Here is a 21556-nt window from a genome sequence, read left to right as displayed (position 1 = left end):
GGGCCGGACGGCATGAATGAAGGTGAGGCGGAGCACGTGATCCGGGTAGTGGTGGTCGACGACGAGGCACTGGTCCGCTCGGGCTTCGAACTCATCCTGGGCGCGTCCGACGACATCGAGGTCGTCGCGACCGCGAGCGGCGGCGAAGCCGTGGAGACGGTCCGCCGGGAGCGGCCGGACGTGGTGCTGCTGGACATCCGGATGCCGGACGTCGACGGGCTCACCGTCCTGCGCGAGCTGCGCACGACGCCGGACGCTCCGGTGGTGGCGATGCTGACGACGTTCGACGCCGACGAGTACATCCTGGCCGCGCTGCATTCCGGCGCGGCCGGTTTCCTGCTCAAGGACACCGAGCCGGAGCAGCTCGCCCACCTGGTGCGCACCCTGGCCGCGGGCGGGGTGGTGCTGTCCCCCAAGGCGTCGCGGACGCTGCTGCACAGCCACCCGGGCACCGGGGCGGCCGTCGACGAGGACGCGGCCCGGGTCCGACTGCTCACCGCACGTGAACGCGATGTCCTCGTCCTGGTGGCGGAGGGCCTGTCGAACGCGGACATCGGGGCGCGCATCCACCTGGGTGCCGGAACGGTCAAGGACCACGTCAGCGCCATCCTCACCAAGCTCCGGGTGTCGAGCCGGGTGCAGGCCGCACTGCTGGCCCAGCGGGCCGGATTGCTCGACGGGCACGCACACGAGGCAGGCCGATGAGCCGTGCACGCGCCATGTGGCAGCGGCTTCCCACGCCGGTCACCGACCTCGCCCTGGTGGCGGTGGCGGCCGTGGATGTATGGCTCAACATGTGGGAGCACACGCCCCTCGAGCTCGCGCTGGCCGCTGTCGGCTGCACCGCGCTGGCCTTCAGGCGCCGCTTCCCGCTCGGCGTGTTCCTGCTGACCCTGCCCGTCGCGCTGATGCAGGATGTCGCCGTCGCTGTGCTCGCGGCGCTGTTCACCCTGGCCGAACGCTCCCGCAACCGCCGTGTCCTCGCCGTGTGCGTCGCCCTGGCCGCCGTCGCGAGCAGTACTCCGTGGCCCCTGGCCGAGGTCGACCGGACCATGACACTGGTCTTCTTCGTGTACGGCCTGGCGACCGCCGCGGCCCCGGTCCTCTTCGGCCAGCTTCTCCAGGCGCAACGGGACCTGGCGCGGCGGCTGGCCGAGATCGAGGAGGCCAGGGAGCACGAGCGGGCCCTGCATGCCCAGGCAGTGCTCGCCCGCGAACGCGCCCAACTGGCCCGCGAGATGCACGACGTCGTCTCCCACCAGGTCAGCCTGATCGCCGTACGGGCCGGGGCGCTTCAGGTCGCCACCAAGGACGCGGATGCCAAGGAAGCCGCCCGCACGATCCGTTCCCTGAGCGTCACCACACTCGACGAACTGCGCACCATGGTCACGCTGCTGCGCGCCTCCGGCGGCAACGCCACCGAGCTGACGCCTCAGCCCACCCTGGCCGACCTGCGCAAACTGGTGGAATCAGGCGGCCCTCACGTGGAGTTGTCGGGTGAGCTGCCGCCCACCGTGGGCACACCCGCGCAACGGGCCCTCTACCGTACGGTCCAGGAAGCGCTGACCAACGTCCGCAAGCACGCCCCCGGCGCCAGAGCGCGCGTCGAGCTGTGGCAGGCCGGCGACGGCATCGGAGTGACCGTCACCAACACCCCGCCCACCCGGCCTTCGCTGTCCCTGCCCGGTTCGCAGCAGGGCTTGGTCGGTCTGCGGGAACGGGCCGACATGCTGCACGGCACTCTGGAGGCGGGCCCGACCGCGGAGGGCGGCTACCAGGTGCGGCTGCGCATTCCCCTCAGCGCGGACTGACCGACCAGGCGGCCCCTTCAGAACGGTGTTGAGTCCTCGGTCCGTCGGCTGATCGGCGTGGATCTCGTACGCCCGCCGACGCCCCGGCCCCCCTCAGCGGCATCCGCGACATCGCCGCGTCACTTCAGCAGGGTGCTGACCACGGCGACGGCCATTCCCAGAAGCGTGTCGATACAGCCGATCCTGACGGCTCGTCCCCATGTCCGGCCCGCGGCCCGCCCCCCACAGCACCAGCGTCGTGGGCAACGCCGCCACTACCAGCGGCCATTCGGCGAGCACGGCACGCACCACACCCCGTACGCCGGGATGGCCCTGCGCGTCGCGGTGGGCGATCTGGTGGGCGTAGCCATGGGCCAAGTCCGAGGCGAAGGCGGTGAACAGGACCCATAGGGCGTCGTCCATGCGTGCCGCTCGAGTCGTCTCGCCGAACTGCGTGAGCGCGGCGACGGCCGAACTCGACACCAGGAGCCCGTACACGCCGGGAACGCGGCAGTGGACCACCGGACAACCCTGTGTGTGGTGCGTCATCGCGCGGGAGCCAGGAACTGGGTGGCCGCCAGTTGCGCGTACAGCTGGTCCTGGGCCACCAGTTCGGCGTGGGTGCCCACCGACCGGACGCGGCCGGCGTCCATGACGACGATCCGGTCGGCGCCCGTCACCGTCGACAGGCGGTGGGCCACCACCAGCACGGTGGTCTCGCGGGCCACCTCCGCGACGACGTCCCGCAGCGCCAGCTCGTTGACGGCGTCGAGCTGCGAGGTCGCCTCGTCCAACAACAGCAGGCGTGGCCTGCGCAACAGGGCGCGGGCGATGGCGACGCGCTGCCGCTCACCGCCTGACAGCTTCGAGCCGCGGTGTCCGACCGGGGTGTCCAGGCCGTGGGGCAGGCGCTCGACGAGGGTGTCGAGCTTCGTGCGGGCCAGGACGTCGAGGATGTCGTCGTCCGTCGCGCCGGGCGCCGCGAAGACGAGGTTCTCGCGGAGCGTGCCGGCCAGCACCGGGGCGTCCTGCTCCACGTACCCGATGGCGGACCGTAGCTCGGACAGGGACCAGTCCCGTACGTCCTTGCCGTCGACCAGGACCCGGCCGCCGGTGGCCTCGTGGAACCGCTCGAGGAGTGCGAACACCGTCGACTTGCCCGCACCGGAGGGGCCCACGAAGGCCGTCATCCCGGTGCCCGGTACGTCGAAACTCACCTGCTGATGGACGTACGGCTGGCCCGGGCGGTAGCGGAAGGACACGTCCTCGAAGCGGACCGACGCCGGACCCGGGACCGGTGCCCCCTGCCTGGGCAGGGCGCCCGTCCGACGGTCGGCCGACTCCGTCGCCAGGCGTTCCACCTGCGCGATCCGGGACAGCGCGGCCGCCCCCTCCTGATACGAGGGCCCGGCGTCGACCAGCCTGGACACCGGCTCGATCAGGTAGAAGAGGTACAGGAGGAAGGCGATGAGGGTGGACACGGGGATCTCCCCGGACGCCACCCGCGCCCCGCCGACCGCGAGCACCGCGAGGAAGGCCAGCTGGACGGCGAGTTCGTCCGCCGAGCCCGCCACGGCCTCCCACTTCGCGCTCTTCACGCCGTGCCGCCACGCCCGCCGTGCCGCCGCCTCCACCCGGGCGGTCTCCCGCTCCTCGGCGCCGGACGCCTTCACCGTACGGAACGCCCCGAAGGCCCGCTCCAGCACGGTGGAGATCTCGCCGACCGCCTCCTGGGAGCGCTGGGTGGCCTGCGCGATCCTGGGCATGACCAGGGCGACGGCCCCGCCGACCAGCACGACCACCCCGAGTGTCACACTCAGCAGTACGACGTCCAGGTACGCCATCATCACGATGGCCGCCATGAAGGCCACCACGCCGGTGGCGGCGGAGACGACCGCCTGGGTGCTGACCGCCCGCAGCAGCGTGGTGTCCGAGGTGACCCGGGACATCAGATCGCCCGGCGGGGTCCGCTCCCACTCCGCGATCCGCAGCCGCAGCAGCCGCCCCACGAGGGTGCGCCGCGCGGCCAGGACCACCGACTCCGCCGTCCGCTCCAGCACATACGCGCCGAACGCCTCGACCGCCGTACCCACTAGCACCAGCACGGTGAGCGCGATCAGGATCCCGGCGATGGTCTCTCCGGCGGCGAGCCGGTCCACCAGTGCCTTCGTGGCCAGCGGCTGCAGCAGTCCCCCGGCGGCCCCGACCAAGGCGCACAGCAGACCGAGGGCGACGGCCCACCGGTGCGGCCGGACGTACGAGCCCAGTGCCTTGAGCGTCTCTCGGGCGGACGGGGACGTCTCATCCGTCGTCGGGGCGGATGCGGTGTTCACGAAATTCCCTTCTTCAGTGTGCCGGGGCGTGAGCATGTGCCGGGTCAGTGGCCGAGTCCGGCGGTGCGCAGGGCGAGGTGGCGCACCAACGCTTCGGTCGCCTCCGGGCGGACGACGCACAGGGCGAAGGCGCCCGCCGCCAGCGCCATACCGAGGAACTCCAGAAATTCGCCCCTGCCAGGGACGGCGTCACGGCCCGGTACGTCGGCCGATGTTCCGCAAAAGCCCTCGCGCTCGTCGTGTCGCACACGCTGTGTCATGCCTCCAGCCTGGAAGCCCGCCCACCCCGCTCCCATCCGGCAACTGTCGGGGCCACCCCCGCCGAGTGGCTGAAGAAGGACCGCCGTCCGGTCGCACCGGACCGGCCGGGCACCGAGGTTCCACCGGTCGGCAGGGCGCTCCCCGCCGATCGGCGGGGGCGTTACCGAAGACTGCCGGATGGTCCGCCCCCTGGCGTCCGCGCGAGGTTCTCCGTATGACACAGACACAGCCGCCGCAGGAGACGTCAGCTCCGCAGGAGAACTCGCCTCCGCCGCCCCGAACCTCCCCCGAGTCCGCCGTGCCGGCCTCGCCCGGTCCCTCCATGGGACGCCTCGTCGGAGTGGATCTGGCCCGCGCGCTGGCGGTGTTCGGCATGTACATCGTGCACATCGGACCCCCGCTGTCCGCCACGACCGGTGTCGGCAGCTGGATCCAGTACGTGGCGGACGGTCACTCGTCGGTCCTGTTCGCCACCCTCGCCGGGTTCTCACTCATGCTGCTCGCCGGCCGCCGGGAGCCGAAGACCGGCCTGGCGGGCCGGCAGGCGAAGGCTCGGATCGCGATCCGCGCCGTGGTCCTGCTGGCGCTGGGCACCGTGATGGCGATGGAGTACGGGGGAGTGATCATCCTCGGCTTCTACGGTGTCTACTTCCTGCTGGCCCTGCCCCTGGTGCGACTGAGCGCCAAGACGCTCGCGATCATCGCGGCCGCGTTCGCCCTCGTCACACCGCAGCTGGCGTTCGTCCTGACCTCGCTGCTGACTCCGTCGGTCCAGGAGAGCATCAACGCCTACGACCCGCTCCGCCGCCTCAGCGAGGTGGGAGTGCTCGATCTGCTGCTCACCGGCTTCTACCCGGCGCTCACCTGGATGTCGTTCGTGATCGCAGGTATGGCGCTGGGCCGCCTCGACCTGTCCTCCAGCACTGTCCGGCGGCGCCTGGCCGCAGTCGGTGCCTCCCTCACCGTGGCCGCGTACGGCATGTCCTTGCTGCTCGCCGGCAAGAACGCGCTGAGGAGCACGGCGGAAGACGGGTCGTCGTCCGGCGGCTCCGGTTCGATGCCCCCCGGCAGCGGGTCGGTGCCCCTCGACGGCGGGTCGTTCCCCGATATGCCGGCGTCGTCGCTTCTTTCGGCCGGGCCGCACAGCGGCACCACGTTCGACATCATCGGCAGCGTCGGAGTCGCGATCCTCGTGATCGTGGGCGCGACGGTGCTGATGGACCGCCTGCCGCGACTGCGCCGTCTGGCGAAGCCGGTCATCGCCGTGGGCACCATGTCCCTGACCGCCTACGTCGGCCACTTCGTCGCACAGTCCGTGCTGTCCACGCCCGCCGGGACCAGCACCCAGCAGTCATGGTTGCCGCTGATCATGTACGTCCTCGGGGCGATCGTGTTCGCCACGATCTGGTCCCGCTTCTTCCGCCGCGGCCCCCTCGAGTACCTGCTCAACGCCGCCACCAAGCCGGCGAAGCACATCCGATGACACCCGGCCGGGGTGAGACGCCTCCGCGTCCCACCCCGGCCGGAACCGCCTATGGATCCAGCAGACGCATAGTCTTTGCAGGCTTCACCCCTAAGCCCTGTTCGTCGCCGAACGGTGCACCGAAGGCCCGCCAATCCGCTCGTTGATGGGGTCATGGGGAAGCGTCAGTCGCGGCCATGGATCGTCTCGGACGAACTGTGGTCGCTGATCGAGCCGTTGCTGCCCGAGCCGCCGCCGAAGTAGGTGGACGGACGCCCGCGGGTGGCGGACCGGCAGGCCTTGTGCGGGATCCTGTTTGTCCTGCACACCGGCATCCAGTGGGAGTACCTGCCCCAGGAGCTCGGTTTCGGGTCGGGCATGACCTGCTGGAGACGCCTGGCGGCCTGGAACGAGGCCGGTGTCCGGGAGAAGCTGCACCAGCTGCTGCTGAGCAAGCTGCGGTCGAAGAACCAGCTGGAGTGGTCGCGGGCGGTGATCGATTCCTCTACGTCCGGGCCGCACGACGGGGCCCAAAAGCGGTCCTGGCCCGGTCTATCGTGCACGCCCGGGCAGCAAAGACCACGTCATCACCGACGGCCAGGGCATCCCGCTCGTGGTGTCGCTGGCCGGCGGGAACCGCGGGCGACGTCACCCAACTGCTGCCCCTGCTGGACAAGATCCCGGCCGTGGCCGGAGTAGTCGGCCGGCCACGCAGACGGCCCGACATGCTCTTCGCGGACCGCGGATACGACCACGACAAGTACCGCAGGCTCCTGCGACAGCGCGGTCCGGCCGGTGATCGCCGAGGGAGAGGACAAGCGCACGGCACCGGGCTGGGCACCTTCCGGTGGGTCGTCGAGCGGACGATCGCATGGCTGCACGGCTTCCGCCGCCTGCGCATCCGGTGGGAACGACGCGACGACATCCCCGAAGCGTTCCTCGGCCTCGCCGTCTGCCTGATCGCCCACCGACACGTCCAGAGGCTCTGTTAGGGCCAGTAACACCCGGGGCCGTGCGTGCTCCGGTCGCTCACGGGCGGCTTCACAATCGACGTGATGCTACGAGGACGGTGCCGACCATGTCCGTACGGTCGTGCTGCGCCCCACACCTCTCGATGCCGGCGGGATGACGCCACGTTGACGCCGCACCCGTACCTTGAGTCGTATCCGGCCGCCTCAGCTGGCAGCCGACAGGCTGTACCGAGTGGCACCGAAACATCGACCTCCTTTGTTCCGTCGGCTGGGGCTCAGGGGAGAAGGTGCACGTCGCGCTTCTCCAGCCGGAGCTGGTGGTGGAGGTAGAAGTCGACGTCGCCCGGACGCCGACGGCAAGTGGCGCCTCCCGTCAGAAACTGGCGGCGGCCCCGTCAGCCGGACGAACGGAGATCTCCGCAATGACCGAGTACAGGCAGCCGCATGCGGACCGGGTCGCAAACGACTTTGAGCTCTGGGACATGGACGGCGACGGCCGAGTCACCCGGGACGACTGGGAGGCCAAGTCCAAGCGTCTCGTGCGGACGTTCGCCGCGGAGCCCGGTTCGCCGTACGAGCGCGACCTCACCACCGCTTACCTAGGAATCTGGAGCTTCCTCGCCGGCAAGGCGGGGATCGACGAGCACACCGGCCAGCTGAGCTTTGACGCCTTTTACCGCGTCGTCGATGACTACGTCCTCAACGGCGACGACAAGGGCTTCGACAAGGCGGCCAAGGCAATTCTTGAGGTCGTCACCCAGGCCGTGGACTGGGCGGGCAACGGAAGCCAGCTGACCTTCATGGAGTTCTCCTACTGGCCGGCCATCGACTTCGCCAAGAACGACGCGATGGATCTCTTCGGCCGGTTCGACACCGATGGCGACGGTGTGCTCACCGCCGACGATGTGGTTAACACAGTCCGTTCCTACTACGCGGGCGAGCTCTCCGTGCACATGCTCTGGAGCTGAGCCCCACGGGCCCAGCACGCGCGCCGGGACCATGCTCCGCGTAAAGGGAAGCGCCGCACCGTGGCTGCCGGGAGCCTTCGCCGGCCAATGCAGTTGCCTTTGAGCCGGCGAGATCGTTGCCCCGCGTGTGACGGGGTGGGACGCGGGCCAGCGGGTGCGGATCGGGATCCTGACGAAGGTGTTCACCGCCGAGCTGGTCGACGCAGCGATAGCCAAGCATGACCGAGCCGAGCGGCGCCGTCGCCTCCTGCCGGCTCGGCTGGTCGTGTACTTCGTCCTGGCCCTGTGTCTGTTCGTGCGGGAGTCGTACGAGGAGGTGCTGCGGGTGCTGACCAGCGGCATCCCGGGCAGTCGGTCCCTCTCTCGGGTGAACCGGTCGTCGCTGTGTCGGGCTCGCACCCGGCTCGGGGAGGACGTGCTGGAGACCGTGTTCCGGCAGGTGGCCGGTCCGCTCGCCACTCCGGACACACCGGGCGCGTGATGGCGAGGGCTGCGGCTCCTCGCCCTGGACGACACCCAGTTCGATCTTCCAGATTCGACGAGCAACGGCGACACCTTTGACGGCCCCTCCACCAGCGGCGGCGTCCTCCCCCAGGTCAGGTCGGTAGGCTGGCCGAGATCGGAACGCACGGAGTCCTCAACGCCCGCATGGGCGGCTACCGCAACGGCGAACGCAGCCTCGCCTACCCGCTGGCCGGCTCCACCGGCACCGGAGACCTGGTCATCGCCGACCGCGGCTTCTGGTCGGTCGAGTTCGCTCACGCCTTCACCGCGGCGGGCGCGGATTTGCTGGTCAGGCTCCAGTCCCACCACCTCGGCACCGCCCAGGAAGAACTTCGGGACGGCTCATACTTATCGATGGCGCGACCGGGAAAGGATGTCCGGCTCCCAGCGGCGCGAGAGGGCCGAACGCTGCCCAAGCACGTGATCTACAGGGTTATCACCTTCGCCAAGGACGACAAGGTCGCCTATCTGGGCACGACACTGCTGGATCCCGAGCAGTACCCGGCCGCCGAGCTGGTCGCGCTCTCCCGCGAGACGTACCACTCCATCGTGCAGCCCCCGCCCGTCAAGAAGAACCACGACGCCGACGGCCCCCACCCCGCCCGCCAGTCGGCCGGTGTCGAACGCCAATACAGCGGTACCGCCGGCCGCACCGAGAACTGCCAGATCGGCACGTTCTTGTCCTACGCCTCCTCCAAGGGGCCCGCGTTGATCGACCGCGAGCTCTGTCTGCCCGTGCCCTGGACCGATGACCGGGAACGCTGCCGAACCGCCGGCATCGGGGACAAGGCGCCGTTCGCGACGAAGAACGAGGACTTCAAATGGATGTTGTTGCAGCGCGCGATCGACGCCCGCGTCCCGTTCGCCTGGGTGACCGCGGTGCACCGTAGTAGTAGGACCCTGAGCTGCACCTCACCGAGATCGATGCGGCGGACGATAGGGCGGGCCAGCTGACCGAGGAACGCATCGACGCCGGTTGCCATACTGCGTATGTACGGGAAGGCTATGACGCGCGCTCCTCGGACAGCTGCGGCAGCTTCTGATCGGCCCGGGTCTCAGAGGCCGAGGTAGTCGCCCAGATCGGCGTAGTCGACCTGCCACAGGCCGGGAGAGCCCGTGGGGTACTGGGAACGGAAGCCGAGCATGCGCTGGACTCGCGGCGAGAGCGTCTTGGCGAGCTCCCTGTCGACCAGGAAGGGGTACGCCTCCTCGCCGGTGAGGAAGCCCGCGTTGAACGTGAAGGCGAGGCCCCGCCGGTACTCGTCGCCGGTCTGGTTCGCTCCGCCGCCGTGCGCGGTCTTGCCGCTGATGAGAAGGGCGTCTCCGGCGTTCATGACGGCGGGGATGGTCTGCTCGGGGGTCCCGCGGTCCTCGAAGTCGCTCCAGTGGTTGCTTCCGGGGATGACGCGGGTGGCGCCGTTCTCCTCCGTGAAGTCGGTCAGGGCGACCAGGAAGTTGATGGTGACTTCCGGTCCGCCGGGGCCCATGCCGATGAACGGGAACCAGTTCTCCAGGTCACGGTGGAGCATCTGCGCCTTGTTGCCGGGGCCGATCTCGATCACCTGTGCGGTGGTCATCCAGTACGTGCCCGACTCCTGGAGAAAGACCAGGTCGCTGATCTCGTGGACCAAGGGATGGTCGATGACCTCGCTGCGGAAGGTGGCGCTGTGCGTCACCAGGTTCGTGAGGCGCTTGGTGTTGCTGCCGTGGAACGCGGCCACGATTTCGTCCTCATGGGTGGACCCCGGGGCGATCGCCCGCAGCGGCTGCTCGATCTCGGCGTTGAAGCGGACGATCTGTTCCTGCGTCAGGAAGCCCTTGATGATGACGCCACCGTCACGGGTCACTGTCTTGAGGATCTCCTCCGCCGGCGTGTCGTTCGCCACGGCCGTCAGGGCCTGGGCCTTGTTCTGTGTCGTCATGTGCGTCCTCTTCCTCGATCTGAATCGCGGTTGATCGACCCCTCGATCAGCCGCGGGCGTTCCGTCCCCTGGGGTCTCCAGCGCGTCGTCCTCGCGACGGTCAGGTGGGTGGTTCGGTGGACATGGCGTTTCCTCGTTGTTCTTGTGGTGGTTGTCTCACTGTCGCCAGCCAGGACCGCCGGCGAGAACGACAGCGGGCACCTGCTTCGCCCGGGCCCGGTGCACGATGCACAGTCCGGTCGCGGGCACGGCGGAGCTATCCGCTCACGGCGTCCTTGCCGGAGTCGATGCGAGCTCCAGGGGCGCTACGGGCAGGAGTGGGTCCCGTCGCCGTGTGCCGGTGGTGTGTGGTTCTCTCCCACGGACGCGCGCTGCCGAGCCATCCGAGGAGGAAGGCCGCCGGGACGGAGACCAGCCCGGGGGTGTGGAGCGGGAACAGGTTGAAGTCCTGCTCCGGCAGCAGCGCGTATCCCGTTCCGGACACGGCGGGGGAGGCGAGGGTCAAGAGGGTACAAAGGGACAGCCCTCCGTAGACGAGCCACAGCAGCCCTTGGCGGTCGAAGCCGGTCCAGAGGAAGGAGTAGACGAGCGCGGGGAACACGCATGTGGCCGCGAGGCTCAGCGAGAAGGCGAGGAGGAACTCGATGGGGTAGCGGTGTACGGCGGTGGTGAGGAGAAGGCTCACGGCGCAGAGCGCGACGACGGACAGCCGCAGGACTGCCGGCTCTCCGATCCCGATGCGGGTACGGCCCTTCCGCCCGAGCAGGTCGCGGGTCACGGAGACGGCGGCGGCGAAGGTCACGCTCGCCACGGCTGTGAGGACGGCCAGGAAGGCGACGCAGGCCACAAGGGTGATGAGCACGACCCGGCCGGCGGAGTGGTGGGGGAGGACCTCCGATGCCAGGAGGATCGGGGCTCCCTGTCCCTTCGCATCGACCGCCCCGATCTGTTCGCTGCCCACCACCGCGGCCGCGGCGAAGCCGGTCGTGATCAGGAGCAGGTAGAAGAGGCCGGTCAGCCCTACGGCGACGCTCAGTGAGCGCCGAGCGGCGGGCACATCCCGGCTGGCGCTGACGCGCAGGAGCAGGTGGGGCATCATCGCGGTGCCGAGGATGACCACGATGTGGTCGCTGATCGTCCCGAGCGGACCGAGATCGGCGGTGTGCGCCCACAGCCCGGGGCTGAGGTAGTCATCCGGCGACATGCTCTTGTCCATGGCGGCCGACAGCAGAGCTTCAGGGCTCCAGTCGAACAGGCGGAGCGCCATCAGCGTCACTGCGGCGAGCGTCGCCAGGGCTACGGGCACCTTGGCGACCTGCACGAAACTGGTGCCGCGCAGATCGGCCACTCCTGCGAAGCACGTGATGAGGAACCCCATCAGCACCGTGCACACCACCTGCGCCGCCTCGGTCGGCATGCCGATCAGAAGAGCGGCGGTGATGCCGCCGGCACGCAGTTGAACCATGAGCAGGGGTACGGCGATGCACAGCGTCACCACCGCACCGGCGATCCGCGTTCCCGGCCCCTCGGCACGCAGAGAGAACAGCTCGCCCAAGGTGTAGCGGCGGGTCGCGCGAATCCTGGAGGCGAGGAGCAGGAAGACGCCGAGCGCGAGGGCACTGTCGACGGCGGTTGAGACTCCGTCGTAGCCGAAGAGGGCGATCGCTCCCGGCAGTGAGACCAGAAGGACGACCGTGATCTGTTCTCCCGCCATCGCGACGCCGTTGAAGACGGGCGGGAGAGACCGGTCGGCGACGTAGAGGCGTTCCGGGTCGTCGTCCTGAGTGGCGAGAGTGAAGACCCACAGGAGGCACAGGCCGATGAAGACGAGGAACGTGGTGATGACCGCGCCCCGCGCGGTGGAGCCGATGAGGTCGGGCGAGCCGACGCTCAGGAGGGAGAACGTCACCACGTGCCCCCGTTCGATCGAGAGGCAGTGGTCGTCGCCGAGGCCGGTTCGCACGAGGACGCGGCCCGGTTCTCGTACCACCACGTTCCGCCGACGAGGACGACGAGCTGCGTGAGCGCCCACGCCATGCCGAGGGTGAGACGTCCGTACACGGAGACCTCTCCTAGGGTCGTGGAGCAGGAGAGCAGGACACCGACGGCGAGCGGCAGCGCGTTGACAGTGACCAGCACCCGTGTGTCACGGGAGGAATGCTGGGAGGAAGCGGGAGGCACGGAACCTCTCTCTGAGGAAAAGGAAGACGGACACGGCGCGAGGGGTCGCGGGGGACGGTCGCAGCCGTTGAGGACGAGCGATGGCAGTCGGGCGGCCGTGCTCCGTACCGGTCGGAAGTGCATGCTGCGACCGTGGGGGCTCGGCGGTGGCGCGGCCTCCCGGCCCGGGCCGCAGCGAGGTTGGTGAGGAGCCCAGTACCGGGAGGCGTCGGGTCAGCGGCGCGTGACCGCTGTCAGGCCGGCGAATCGCCCTGCCTGCTCAAGCAGACGGGGGACTCCCGTTTCGAGCGATGGGCCGAAGGCCGTGTCGTGGGGACGCTCACCACGCTGCCAGCGGGTGTAGATGGCCTCGCAGAAGATCGCCGCCTTCCACAGGGCGAGGGTCTGGTACCAAGGGAGCGGGGTCAGATCGAGGCCCGTGCGGCGCTGGTAGCGCTCTGCCAGCTGGCGCTGGGTGAGGTAGCCGGGCGACCGGGTCACCTTGGTGAGTTCGAGCGGGCTGGTGGGGCGGCCTGCCTCGGACCAGGTGGCGGTGAGGTACCCCAGGTCTGCGAGCGGGTCGCCGAGCGTGGCCATCTCCCAGTCCAGGATCGCGAGGACCCGGGCGGGTGCCTGGGGCGCGAACATGAGGTTGCCCATGCGGTAGTCGCCGTGCACCACCGAGGCGGCCTGGCTCGTCGGCAGGTTGCGGGCGAGCCAGGCCCCGATGCGCTCCACCGAGGGCAGGTTGCGGGTGGTGTTGACCTCCCACAGGCCACGGAACCGGTCGACCTGACGCCGCAGATACCCCTCGGGGTGGCCCAGGGAGGCGAGTTCCCCTCCGGTCACGTCGATGCCGTGCAGGGCGACGAGGGCGTCGACGACCGCCTCGCTGGTGGCCCGGCGCTGGTCGGAGGGGAAGAGGTGGGGCGGGATCGTGTCGGTGACGACCGTCCCGTCGAGCCGGCCCATGAGGTAGAACGGCACGCCGAGGAGGGCTTCGTCCTCGCAGACGGCGATGATCTCCGGTACGGGTACGCCGTGCTCGCCGAGGATCCTCTGGATGCGGGCCTCCCGCACCATGTCGTGCGTCGACTTCGGCAGCGGTGGGCGCGGGCCGCGACGCAGGACGACGGACTCACCGCCGCGTTCGATCAGGTAGGTGACGTTGGAGTGGCCATCACCGATGCGTTGCCACGCGACCGGTCCGTTGCCGATGCCATGTGCGTCGAGGAAGTCGGTGACCGCGTCGAGGACCAGGAGCGGAGGGTTTTCGAGGTGGCGGGCCCTCTCCCAACTCGCCACGACTTCCACGCCATCGGGGTCGGTGTGCATCACGCGGCCCCGTCCCGGCCGACGACGGCGTCGCCCAGGTATCGCTCACCGGCCTGGACCGCTGTGCGGCGGCCGGCCGAGGCCCGGCGGGCGATGGCCCACCGGTGGGTCTCGTTGGAGCCGTCGTAGATGCGGAACGGGCGGACCTCGTTCAGGTACTGGGCCAGCGGGAGTCCGTCGGAGACGCCGTCGCCGCCGCAGATCTGGATGGCACGGTCGATCACCCGGTGGATCGCCTCGGAGCAGTGGACCTTCGCGATCGACGACATCGCGGACCCCGCCTTGGGGTCGGTGTGCAGCAGAGCCGCGGTCTTGGTGATGATCGCGTCGGACGTCTCGATGTCGATCACGGACTCGGCGATCAGGTGCTGGGCCAGGCCGAGCGAGTCGAGCGGACCGCCGAACAGCTCCCGCCGCCCGGCCCGGTCGAGCGCGATGTCGAGCGACCGCCGTGCGAGCCCCAGCCACCGCATGCAGTGGGTGAGGCGTGCGGGACCGAGCCGCACCTGGGCGTACCGGAAACCGAGCCCGACCTCACCGAGCACTGCCTCGTCGGGGACGAAGCAGCCCTCGACGTACAGGTGGGGGTGGCCGCCGTCGATGGCGCGGTCGACGGTGTGGATCGGCTCGCCGACCCGGATGCCGGGGTTGTCCATGTCGACCAGGAACATGGTGGCCCCCTCGGGCGCGCCGTCCACGGCCGGGGTCCGCGCCATGACGATGCAGAACGCGGCGCCGACGGCGCCGCTGGTGAAGCGCTTGTGGCCGTCGATGATCCAGCCGCCGTCGGCGCGTACGGCGGTGGTCCGCAGAGCGGCGGGGTCTGATCCCGCCCCGGGGTGGGGCTCGGTCATGCCGAAGCAGGACCGTACGTTCCCCGCCGCCAGAGGCGCGAGATACCGCTTCTTCTGCTCCTCGGTGGCGATGAGGTTGAGCATGTGCATGTTCCCCTCGTCGGGGGCCATGCAGTTGAGTGCGGCGGGACCGATCGGCGAGTAGCCGGCCTCCTGGAGGACCGGCGACCAGTGCTCGATGTGCAGACCCTGCCCGCCGTGCTCCTTCGGCACGAGCGGCGCGAAGACGCCGGCCTCCTTCGCCGCGGCCTGCAGCCGGTCGCGAGTGGCCTGGTCGAGACGTCCGCCCGGTACGGGCTCCGCGTCGACGACGACCTCGCGGATGAACCGGCGGGTGCGCTCACGCAGCTCCGCGATCTCCGGCGGAAGGTGAGGGATGGTCATGGCTGTCCTTCGTGAGGTGGGCGAGGTCGTTACGCGGTGCCGCCGGCGACCGTGAGGCCGCCGTCGACGGTGAGCACGCGGCCGGTGACCCAGGAGGAGTCCTCCGAGGCCAGGAACGCGACGGCGGAGGCGATGTCGGACGGCACGCCCAGGCGTCGCAAGGGGTAGCCGTCGGCCACCTCGGCTTCCCTGCCCTCGTACAGGGCCTCGGCGAACCGTGTCTTCACCACGGCCGGGGCTACGGCGTTGACGCGGATCTCCGGGCCGAGCTCGACGGCCAGGGTCCTGGTCAGGTGGGACACCGCCGCCTTGCTCACTCCGTACAGGCCGATGCCGGGCGCGGGGGTGTCGCCGGTGACGGAGGAGAGGTTCACGACGGTGCCGCGGCGTTCGGTGAAACCGAGCTTCGGGTGGGCCACGGCGTCCTGCACCCAGGCGAGGGTGGCGAGGACGTTGACCTCAAGGACCTTGCGGGCGAGGTCGAGGTCCAGGCCGACGACGGGACCGTACGCCGGGTTGATGCCCGCGTTGTTGACCAGGACGTCCAGCCCGCCGAACTCGCGTGCAACGGTGTCGAAGACCTCGCGCCGGTGCTCGGGGTCGTCCGCCTTGCCTGCGACGGTGATGACGCTGCCCTGGGGGAGAGAGGCGGCGGCCTCTTCAAGAGGTCCGGCCTTGCGCGCCGTGATGCACACGCGCGCCCCTTCGGCGACGAGCCGCTCGGCGATCGCGAGGCCGATGCCCCGGCTCGCTCCTGTCACGACGGCAACACGGCCTGGGAAACGGCCGTGGCCGGTGTGGTTCTCGCTCATGGATCAGTCCTTCGAGGGGGAAACCGGCTTCGGGCTGTCGAGGCCGCGGAGCTCGGCGCGCCGGATCTTGCCGCTCTGGGTCTTGGGCAGGTCGGCGAGGAAATGGATCGTGCGGGGGCACTTGTAGGCGGCCAGCCGGTCGCGGGAGAAGGCGATCAGTTCTTCCGCCGTGGCGTTCAGACCCGCCTTGAGCGAGACGTACGCGACGACGGTCTCGCCGCGGTACGCGTCCGGCTGCCCGACGACCGCGGCCTCCAGGACCGACGGATGCTCGTACAGCGCGTCCTCGACCTCGCGCGGCCAGACCTTGTACCCGGACACGTTGATCTGGTCCTTGAGCCGGTCCACCAGGTAGACCCAGCCCTCCTTGTCGATCACCGCGACGTCGCCGGTACGCAGCCGGCCCTCCGGCATCGTCCGGCGGGTGGCCTCGGGCTTGCCCCAGTACCCGGGCACCACCTGCGGCCCGCTCAGTTCGAGTTCGCCCTGCTCCCCGCTCGGCAAGGGATCACCGTGCGGGTCGACGACGCGGGCGGTGAGATGCGGCAGCGGCTTGCCGACGGACAGCGTCCCGCTCGGCAGGTGCACCGGTGCCCGCTCACCCGGCGGCACGGCGATGACGGCGGACGTCGTCTCGGTCATCCCGTAGCCGTTGTGGAGGTAGACGCCGAACCGTTCCCGGAACCGCTCGACGGTCGTCGGCGGGATCGGCGCGCCCCCGGAGTACAGCGCCTTCGCCGTCGCGAAGTGCTCCGGTCCGGCCTGCGGCAGCTGGAAGATCGCGTTGTACGCGGTGATGGAGCCGATCGTGTAGGTCACCCCGTGCTCGGCGAAGGCCTCCAGGGTGACCTCGGGGTGGAACCGGCCCGCCAGGACGAGCGTGGTGTCGGTGAGCAGGGAGATCGTCGCGTTGACCACCGCGCCGGTGATGTGGAACAGCGGGGCCATGGCGAAGACGACGTCCCCGTCACCCACACCCATCCACGACGCGCAGGTCCCCACCACGCTCAGGACGTTGCCGTGGGTGTTCATGGCGCCCTTCGGCGGGCCCGTCGTCCCCGAGGTGTACGTCAGGAACGCGACGTCGTCGCGGGTCGGCTCCACGGGTGAGGGGCTGCGGCCCTCGAACTCACCGATCAGCGCCACTAGGTCGCCGTCCGGCGCGGGGGCCAGACGTTGCGTCGTCGCGAAGACCCGCGGATCGTTCCTCGACTGGTAGTCCAGCGCCGATGTGCTGATCAGCCATCGCACCGTGCTCCCCGCCAGCGTGCCGAGCGTCTCGTGGACGTCCGCGTCCGCGCAGACGACCCCGACCGCCCCGGAGTCGTCGAGGATCCGGCGGAGTTCGTGGCGCCGGTACATCGGGTTGAGTCCCAGTGCCGTGGCCCCCAGCTTCCAGAGAGCCAGCAGCACCAGCGCGTACTGCGGAACGTTCTGCAGGTACACCCCGACGCGATCACCCCGGCCGGTTCCGCGGGCCTCGAACGCGGCGGCCAGGGCGTCCGACGCCGCGTCCACCTCCCGTGCGGACAGAGCACCGTCGAAGAAGCGGAGCGCCATGCCCTCCGGGTTCTTCGCCACGCGTGCCTTCCAGGCCGCCACGAGCGAGTCGGGAACCGCGTCCGGCCCCGCACCGGACCCGTCGAGGAACGCATCCCGCCGCCGACCTTCATTCACTGTCATCTGCCGTCCTTCCCACCCATGTCCGTGCGCTCGGCATGCCGGTCACGTGAGTTCGCGCTTGAGGATCTTTCCGGTGGACGTCATCGGCAGGGTCTGCACGACCTCCACGATGCGCGGGTACTTGTAGGCGGCCATCTGCTCCTTGCCCCAGGCGATCAGCTCGTCGGGACGGGCCTCGGCGCCGCGGTCGAGGATGACGAACGCCTTGATCTCCTCGCCGTGGCTCTCGTGCGGCACGCCGACGACCGCGGCCAGGCTGACCGCCGGGTGCGTCATCAGGACCTCCTCGATCTCGCGCGGGTACACGTTGAAGCCACCGCGGATGATCAGGTCCTTCGCCCGGTCGACGATGTAGTAGAAGCCGTCCTTGTCCCTGCGGGCCAGGTCGCCGGTGCGGAACCAACCGTCCCTGATGGCTTCCGCGGTGGCCTCGGGGCGGCCGTGGTACCCCTTCATGACGTTGTGGCCCTTGACCGCGATCTCCCCGATGGCGCTGCCCGTGCCGTCGTCCTCGACCTCCGACCAGTCCGAGTCGACGAGCTTGACCTCGACGCCCCAGATCGGCACGCCGATCGACCCGGGCCGGGGCTCGCGCGCCGGATCGCTGAAGGTCACCACCGGCGAGGTCTCGGAGAGGCCGTAGCCCTCCAGGACCTGGACGCCCAGCCGCTCCCTGACCTGCTTGATGAGCTCTGCGGGGAGCGAGGCGCCGCCGGAGACGCCGACGCGCAGGTTCCTCGCGATCCTCGCGACGTCGACGTCGTCGGTGAGCGCCTGCAACAGGCCCCACCACATGGTGGGGACGCCCGCGAAGAAGGTGATGTCCTGCTGCTGCATCAGGGACACCGCCTGCCGGGCGTCGAACCGTGGCAGCAGCACGAGTGTGCTTGCCGTCGAGAAGCCGGCGTTCATCTGCACGGTCGCGCCGAAGGAGTGGAACAGCGGCAGCACGACCAGATGGGTGTCCAGGGCCGGCCGGTTCTCCAACAGCCGGTTGCACGCGAGGGCGTTGAGCACCAGGTTGGCGTGGCTGAGTTCGGCACCCTTCGCCTGCCCTGTCGTACCACTCGTGTAGAGGAGCACGGCCGGGTCGTCACCCGACGTCCCTATGCTGTCGAACGTCGTCGCGGTGCCCCGCAGCGCGGCGCTCATGGTCTCGACGCCCTCGATCGGGCTTTCCGCCGCGGGGTCGGCGGTGATGAGGAAGAAGTGCTCGCAGCCCGGGGTCTCGGTGAACCCGGCGTGGCCCTCCGCACCCATCGGCAGGCCCTCGCCGCCCTCGAAGCAGAAGTACGCCTTCGCCTCCGAGTCGGCGAGGTGGTAGGCGACCTCCCGGCCCTTGAGCAGGACGTTGAGCGGGACGACGACGGCGCCGGCCTTGAGGATCCCGTAGTAGACGATCGGGAACCAGGGCACGTTCGGACAACTGAGCGCGACCTTGTCGCCGGGCCAGACGCCTCGGTCGACCAGGAGGTTGGCGACCCGGTTGGCGGCGGCGTCGATCTGGGCGTAGGTGAGACGCGTCGTGCCGAGGACGACCGCGTCCCGGTCCGGGTGCGTGCGGGCGGAGTCCTCGAGCAGGACCGAGAGGTTCAGCATGGTGCCATTTCCGGAAAGGTGGACCGGGCCAGGCCGCGGAGGAACAGAACACGCGGCCTGGCTCGGAGCGGGTGGGGGTAACGCGTGGCTCGATGCGGGTGTCACAACTTCCGCAGGAGCCGGTCGAGGGCTTCGGCCGTCGCCTCGATGTCGGCGGTGGTGTGGGCCGTGCTGAGGAAGACCTTTCCGGACGGCATGAACAGGAAGCCCTGACGCAGCATCCCTTCGAGGATCACCGCCCAGAGCCCGCTCGTTCCGTGAAGCCCTGTGGCGCCCCCGGCGGGGACGTACTGGAGGAGCGAGCCGACCCGGTTGAAGCTGCCGAAGTCGGGCGATGAACCGAGAACGGCGCCGACGAGGGCTTCGAACTCGGACGAAGTCCGTTCGAGTTGCTCGTAGACCGCGGGGTCGGCCAGGACGCGCATCGTCGCCGCGACGGCCGCCAGTGCGATCGGGTTGGCGTTGAAGGTTCCGGCGTGGACGACACCGGACGTCACCTGGTCGACCAGCTCGGCCCGGCCGACGACTGCGCTCTGGGTGAAGCCGCCGGCCATCGCCTTCCCGAAGACGGACAGGTCGGGCAGCACGCCGTACTTCTCGGCCGCACCTCCCCGTGCGATCCGGAATCCGGCGATCACCTCGTCGAAGACGAGGACGACGCCGTGCCGGTCGCAGAGGGTCCGCAGCGTCGACAGGAACCGCGGTGAGGGTGCTTCGACGCCGGCGTTGCTCATCACGGGGTCGACGAGCACGGCCGCAATGTCGCGCTCGACGGCCTCGCCCAGCAGGCGCTCGACCAGCTGTACGTCGTTGAAACGCGCCACGACCAGGTCGTCCAGGACGCTGGCCGACTGCCCCGGCCCGCCCGGGGTGGCGGGGCGGTCGCAGTCGTCCTCGGACATCCCGGCGTACACGGTGTCATGCCAGCCGTGGTAGCTCTTGGCGAACTTGAGGACGCGGCGCCGCCCCGTGGCGGCGCGCGCGAGGCGCAGCGCCACCTGCACCGCTTCGGTCCCCGTGTTGCTCCACAGCAGTCGCTCGCCGTGCGGCACGGCATCGAGGACCGCTTCCGCCGCGAGATACTCCAGCGCGTGACCGGTGCCGACGACCTGCATCTTCTGCGCGACCTCGGACACCGCGGACAGCACGCGTGGGTCGCCGTGACCGAGGACGAGGGGGCCCCAGGCCATCACGTAGTCGATATACCGGTCGCCGTCCAGGTCCCAGACGTGCGCGCCCCGCGCCTCGCGCACGAAGAGCGGATGGGGAGGCATCGCGGCGCGCAGGCCCGACCCCACACCCCCGCCGACGCTGCGGCGGGCTCGCTCGAAGGCCGAGCGTGATGATTCCAGGGCCATGAGATCGCCCCTGCCTTTCAGTACGTGATCACCGAGCGGATGCCGATGCCGCGCTTCATCTGGTCGAACGCCTCGTTGACGTCCTTCAGATCGATCACGCTCGTCACCAGGGAGTCGAGATCGATGCGGTCGTTCATGTAGTGGTCGATCAGCAGCGGGAAGTCGGCGGCCGGCTTACTGGAGCCGTAGTTCGAGCCGATGAGCGAGAGCTCCTGATCGGACATGACGAAGGGATCGATGGATATCCGCATGCCGTCCGCCACCTGCCCGGCGACCACCGCCGTGCCACCGCGGGCCAGGGCCTCGTAGGCCGACTCGATGGTGCGGGGCAGCCCGATGGCTTCGATGGCGATCTCCACACCGCGTCCGTCGGTGAGCTGTCGCACCCGGTCCGCGAAGTCCTCGCGGCCGTTGTTGATCAGGTCGGTCGCACCGAAGAGGCGCGCCTGCTCCAGCTTCTCGTCGGAGATGTCCGCGGCGATGATCTTCCGCGCGCCGGCGAGCCGGGCACCCTGGATCGCGTTCAGGCCGACGCCGCCGCAGCCGAGGACCAGCACGGTGTCGCTCGGCCGCACCTTGGCGGTGTTGACGGCCGCGCCGACGCCGGTCGTCACGGCGCATCCGACCAGAGCCGACTGCGGGAACGGGGCGTCGTCCCGGATGGCGATGGCGCCTGATTCGGGCACGAGGGTGTACTGGCCGAACGTCCCGAGGCCCGCGAAGCTGAGCACGTCGCCCCCGTCGGCGGACGTGATCCGGGACCGGCCGTCGAACGACAGGTGGTTCGCCGAGTGCTGGCTGACCATGTCGCAGAGGACGGGCCTGCCGCTGATGCAGTAGCGGCAGCGGCGACAGGAAGGCGTCCAGGACAGCACGACGTGATCGCCCTTCTTCAGTGTCGTGACACCTTCGCCGACGCTCTCGACGATCCCGGCTCCCTCATGGCCGAGGATCATCGGTGAGGGAACCTCCCACTCGCCCACGAGGACGTGGAGGTCGCTGTGGCACACTCCGCTCGCCTGGAGCCGCACGAGCACCTCGCCGGGCGGAGGCGTCGAGGGGATCGTCACTCTCTCGATGGTCAGCGGTTCGTTCGGCGTCCTGAAGACGGCGGCGTCGAATTCGATGGTCATGCAAGGTTTCCTTCCGTGCTCCGGGGC

At 69.9% G+C, this 21556-nt stretch carries 18 protein-coding genes and 2 pseudogenes; 7 read left to right on the top strand and 13 right to left on the bottom strand.

Going from position 1 to position 21556, the window contains the following annotated elements:
* Positions 1–12 precede the first annotated feature (12 nt).
* Together RKD23_RS00495 and RKD23_RS00490 are read left to right on the top strand one after the other, a co-directional pair.
* Positions 13–705 (top strand): response regulator, encoded by a 693-nt coding sequence (locus RKD23_RS00495; RefSeq protein WP_424851706.1) that lies wholly within the window; start codon positions 13–15, stop codon positions 703–705.
* Positions 702–1811, top strand: a complete 1110-nt coding sequence (locus RKD23_RS00490) for a sensor histidine kinase (RefSeq protein WP_424851705.1) — start codon at positions 702–704, stop codon at positions 1809–1811. Before RKD23_RS00495 ends, RKD23_RS00490 begins: the two co-directional genes overlap by 4 nt.
* Before the next feature lie 93 nt (positions 1812–1904).
* Here RKD23_RS00490 and RKD23_RS00485 read toward each other — a convergent pair whose 3' ends face one another.
* Genes RKD23_RS00485 through RKD23_RS00475 form a run of 3 tightly spaced genes read right to left on the bottom strand, consistent with a single transcriptional unit; the run spans position 1905 to position 4383 of the window.
* Positions 1905–2288, bottom strand: coding sequence for a hypothetical protein (locus RKD23_RS00485; RefSeq protein ID WP_424851704.1), 384 nt, complete (start codon positions 2286–2288; stop codon positions 1905–1907).
* A 47-nt stretch (positions 2289–2335) separates the two neighbouring features.
* Complete coding sequence (locus RKD23_RS00480) at positions 2336–4123, bottom strand: ABC transporter ATP-binding protein (RefSeq protein ID WP_424851703.1); 1788 nt, start codon at positions 4121–4123, stop codon at positions 2336–2338.
* A gap of 44 nt (positions 4124–4167) precedes the next feature.
* Positions 4168–4383 (bottom strand): hypothetical protein, encoded by a 216-nt coding sequence (locus RKD23_RS00475; protein ID WP_424851702.1) that lies wholly within the window; start codon positions 4381–4383, stop codon positions 4168–4170.
* A 215-nt stretch (positions 4384–4598) separates the two neighbouring features.
* Between RKD23_RS00475 and RKD23_RS00470 the strand changes: the two genes are divergently transcribed.
* The 5 genes and pseudogenes from RKD23_RS00470 to RKD23_RS00450 form a co-directional block, all read left to right on the top strand.
* Complete coding sequence (locus RKD23_RS00470; RefSeq protein WP_424851701.1) at positions 4599–5867, top strand: DUF418 domain-containing protein; 1269 nt, start codon at positions 4599–4601, stop codon at positions 5865–5867.
* 153 nt (positions 5868–6020) lie between these two features.
* Positions 6021–6838: pseudogene (locus RKD23_RS00465) on the top strand (IS5 family transposase).
* Between the two features lie 266 nt (positions 6839–7104).
* A complete protein-coding gene (locus RKD23_RS00460) occupies positions 7105–7785 on the top strand; it encodes an EF-hand domain-containing protein (protein ID WP_424851700.1) in 681 nt (226 codons plus the stop codon).
* A 127-nt stretch (positions 7786–7912) separates the two neighbouring features.
* Positions 7913–8266, top strand: a complete 354-nt coding sequence (locus RKD23_RS00455) for a transposase domain-containing protein (RefSeq protein ID WP_424851699.1) — start codon at positions 7913–7915, stop codon at positions 8264–8266.
* A gap of 626 nt (positions 8267–8892) precedes the next feature.
* A pseudogene (locus RKD23_RS00450) lies at positions 8893–9168 on the top strand (transposase); the annotation flags it as partial.
* Positions 9169–9344: 176 nt separating this feature from the next.
* On the opposite strand, the gene RKD23_RS00445 reads toward RKD23_RS00450, so the two are convergent.
* The 10 genes from RKD23_RS00445 to RKD23_RS00400 all read right to left on the bottom strand — a co-directional run bounded on the left by RKD23_RS00445 (position 9345) and on the right by RKD23_RS00400 (position 21529).
* Positions 9345–10211: a phytanoyl-CoA dioxygenase family protein gene (locus RKD23_RS00445; RefSeq protein WP_424851698.1), complete on the bottom strand. Its 867-nt coding sequence runs from the start codon at positions 10209–10211 to the stop codon at positions 9345–9347.
* Between the two features lie 256 nt (positions 10212–10467).
* Complete coding sequence (locus tag RKD23_RS00440; protein ID WP_424851696.1) at positions 10468–12120, bottom strand: sodium:solute symporter family transporter; 1653 nt, start codon at positions 12118–12120, stop codon at positions 10468–10470.
* On the bottom strand, positions 12117–12350 hold the full coding sequence (locus RKD23_RS00435; protein WP_424851695.1) for a hypothetical protein: 234 nt from the start codon (positions 12348–12350) through the stop codon (positions 12117–12119). The genes RKD23_RS00440 and RKD23_RS00435 overlap by 4 nt, the downstream gene beginning before the upstream one ends.
* Before the next feature lie 255 nt (positions 12351–12605).
* Positions 12606–13706, bottom strand: a complete 1101-nt coding sequence (locus RKD23_RS00430; protein WP_424851694.1) for a phosphotransferase family protein — start codon at positions 13704–13706, stop codon at positions 12606–12608.
* Positions 13706–14944, bottom strand: a complete 1239-nt coding sequence (locus RKD23_RS00425) for an acyl-CoA dehydrogenase family protein (protein WP_424851693.1) — start codon at positions 14942–14944, stop codon at positions 13706–13708. Before RKD23_RS00425 ends, RKD23_RS00430 begins: the two co-directional genes overlap by 1 nt.
* 29 nt (positions 14945–14973) lie before the next feature.
* A complete protein-coding gene (locus tag RKD23_RS00420; RefSeq protein WP_424851692.1) occupies positions 14974–15756 on the bottom strand; it encodes an SDR family oxidoreductase in 783 nt (260 codons plus the stop codon).
* A 3-nt stretch (positions 15757–15759) separates the two neighbouring features.
* Positions 15760–17439, bottom strand: a complete 1680-nt coding sequence (locus RKD23_RS00415) for a class I adenylate-forming enzyme family protein (protein ID WP_424851691.1) — start codon at positions 17437–17439, stop codon at positions 15760–15762.
* A gap of 42 nt (positions 17440–17481) precedes the next feature.
* Positions 17482–19038 carry a long-chain-fatty-acid--CoA ligase gene (locus tag RKD23_RS00410; RefSeq protein ID WP_424851690.1) on the bottom strand — a complete coding sequence of 519 codons (1557 nt, stop codon included), beginning with the start codon at positions 19036–19038 and terminating at the stop codon, positions 17482–17484.
* A gap of 101 nt (positions 19039–19139) precedes the next feature.
* Positions 19140–20396, bottom strand: a complete 1257-nt coding sequence (locus tag RKD23_RS00405; RefSeq protein ID WP_424851689.1) for an aspartate aminotransferase family protein — start codon at positions 20394–20396, stop codon at positions 19140–19142.
* A 17-nt stretch (positions 20397–20413) separates the two neighbouring features.
* A complete protein-coding gene (locus RKD23_RS00400; RefSeq protein WP_424851688.1) occupies positions 20414–21529 on the bottom strand; it encodes a Zn-dependent alcohol dehydrogenase in 1116 nt (371 codons plus the stop codon).
* Between the last annotated feature and the right edge of the window lie 27 nt (positions 21530–21556).

Origin of the sequence: Streptomyces sp. SAI-170, assembly GCF_049739565.1 — a bacterium.
Taxonomy (GTDB): domain Bacteria; phylum Actinomycetota; class Actinomycetes; order Streptomycetales; family Streptomycetaceae; genus Streptomyces.
This window is presented reverse-complemented; position numbering and strand designations above follow the sequence as displayed.